Origin of the sequence: Kitasatospora sp. NPDC008115 (assembly GCF_042957205.1) — a bacterium.
GTDB lineage: Bacteria > Actinomycetota > Actinomycetes > Streptomycetales > Streptomycetaceae > Kitasatospora.
Genome location: NZ_JBIBHU010000084.1, coordinates 1 through 2089, shown reverse-complemented (window position 1 = coordinate 2089; position 2089 = coordinate 1). Strand labels below are relative to the sequence as shown.

General features: G+C 71.8%; 3 protein-coding genes and 1 pseudogene. 1 reads left to right on the top strand and 3 read right to left on the bottom strand.

Going from position 1 to position 2089, the window contains the following annotated elements; genetic code table 11:
- Positions 1–161: acyl-CoA dehydrogenase family protein (locus ACFZBX_RS36905; protein WP_391538195.1), on the bottom strand; the 161-nt coding region annotated here is incomplete at its 3' end.
- 157 nt (positions 162–318) lie between these two features.
- Here ACFZBX_RS36905 and ACFZBX_RS36900 point away from each other — a divergent pair.
- Positions 319–753, top strand: coding sequence for a hypothetical protein (locus ACFZBX_RS36900; RefSeq protein WP_391538194.1), 435 nt, complete (start codon positions 319–321; stop codon positions 751–753).
- Positions 754–828: 75 nt separating this feature from the next.
- Here the strand turns inward: ACFZBX_RS36900 and ACFZBX_RS36895 are convergent, their stop codons facing one another.
- Together ACFZBX_RS36895 and ACFZBX_RS36890 are read right to left on the bottom strand one after the other, a co-directional pair.
- Complete coding sequence (locus ACFZBX_RS36895; RefSeq protein ID WP_391538193.1) at positions 829–1791, bottom strand: electron transfer flavoprotein subunit alpha/FixB family protein; 963 nt, start codon at positions 1789–1791, stop codon at positions 829–831.
- Positions 1792–1845: 54 nt separating this feature from the next.
- Positions 1846–2089: pseudogene (locus tag ACFZBX_RS36890) on the bottom strand (electron transfer flavoprotein subunit beta); the annotation flags it as partial.

The window sequence follows — 2089 nt, the reverse complement described above, 5'->3', positions numbered from 1 at the left end:
TCATTGCCCTGCAACGCATCGAGCGCCTCCTGCGGGAACCGCCCCTCCTCGTCCACCTCCGCCGCGAACGGAGCGATCTTCGCCTCGGCCAGCGAACGCACCGCCTCCCGCAGCATCCCGTGCTCCTCGGAGACCCGGAAGAGATCGAAGTCCTGGCTCATGGTCGGCCACTCCTGTTTCACGACGTTCAAGACGGCACTCAGTACCCTTCATTATGCACGCGCGCGACAAAAAGGGAACTCAGTGCCTTCACAGGATGGCACTGAGTTCCCTATTCTTTTTCCGGCGGTAACGACGAGTTCGCAGGGAGATGACACCGTGGTCCACGCAGCCATCGAAGCCGACACCGAGAGCGCGCCGCTGTACTTCCAGCGCTGCGCCTGGTGCCGCAACCCGACCTTCCAGCGGTTGCTCTGCCCCACCTGCGGCTCCACCGACCTGCGGCTGGAGCGCAGCGAGGGCACCGGGGTGGTGCGGCGCTGCGCCGTCGAGCAGGCCCGTACCCCGCTGGCCCGGCAGAAGTCTCTGATCCGGATGGCGGAGGGGTTCGACGTCTGGTGCATCGTCAACGGACTGCGCTCCACGGTGCCGGTGGGCACCCGGGTGCGGCTGAGCGCGGCGGCCGGGTCCGAGCAGCCGGAGCTGACGGTGCTGCCGTCGGAGGAGCCGGAACGGACGGTGCCCGCCGAACCGCGACCGCTGCCGCCCACCCAGGGCGGGTTCACCCAGCACCTGGCGGCCTTCGCGGAGTAGCCGGGGAATGCGGCGAGGGCGTGGCACCGAGTACCCCGGGGTACTCGGTGCCACGCCCTCGCGGTGTCCGGTGGGTCAGGCCTTGCGGGCCTTGACCTCGGCGGTCAGCTGCGGCAGGACCTCGAAGAGGTCGCCGACGACGCCGTAGTCGGCGAGCTCGAAGATCGGGGCCTCGGGGTCCTTGTTGACGGCCACGATGGTCTTCGAGGTCTGCATGCCGGCCCGGTGCTGGATGGCGCCGGAGATGCCGTTGGCCACGTAGAGCTGCGGGGAGACCTGCTTGCCGGTCTGGCCGACCTGGCTGCTGTGCGGGTACCAGCCGGCGTCGACGGCGGCGCGCGAGGCACCGACGGCCGCGCCCAGGGCGTCGGCCAGCTCCTCGACGACGCCGAAGCCCTCGGCGGCGCCGACGCCGCGGCCGCCGGAGACCACGATCGCGGCCTCGGTCAGCTCGGGGCGGCCGGTGGAGACGCGCGGGGTGCGCGAGACGACCTTGGCGGCGTTGCCGGTGAACGCCACGGTGACGTTCTCGACCGCACCGGCGGCCGGGGCGGCCTCCGGGGCGACCGCGTTCGGCTTGACGGTGATGACCGGGGCGCCGTTGCTGACGCGGGAGTCGACGGTGAAGGAGGCCGCGAAGACGGACTGGGTGGCCACCGGGCCCTGGTCACCGGCGCGCAGATCGACGGCGTCGGTGATGATGCCGGAGCCGATCCGCAGGGCGACGCGGGCGGCGACCTCCTTGCCCTCGCCGGAGGAGGTGACCAGCACCGCGGCCGGGCCGACGGCCTCGGCGATCTGGGCCAGGGCGTCCACCTTGGGGACGACCAGTTGGTCGGTGAACTCGGCGCCGTCGGCGACGTACACCTTGGCGGCGCCGTACTCGGCGGCCTTGGCGGCCAGTTCGGCGGCCTTCTCGCCGGCGCCGAGGACGACGGCGGAGGGCTCGCCGATGCGGCGGGCCAGGGTCAGCAGCTCCAGGGCCGGCTTGCGGACCGCGCCGTCGGCGTGGTCGACCAGGACGAGGATCTCAGCCATTGCTCGATGTCTCCGTGATTCGGTGGGGCGGCAGGGGGCGTTCGGTGCGGGGGATCAGATGAACTTCTGGGTGGCGAGGAAGCCGGCGAGCGCCTTGCCGCCCTCGCCCTCGTCCTTGACGACCGTGCCCGCGGTGCGCGCCGGACGCGCCGCCACCGACTCCACCGCCGTCCAGGCACCCGCCAGGCCGACCTCGTCCGCCTCGATGCCCAGGTCGTCCAGGTCCAGGGACTCCACCGGCTTCTTCTTCGCCGCCATGATCCCCTTGAACGACGGGTACCGGGCCTCGCCCGACTGG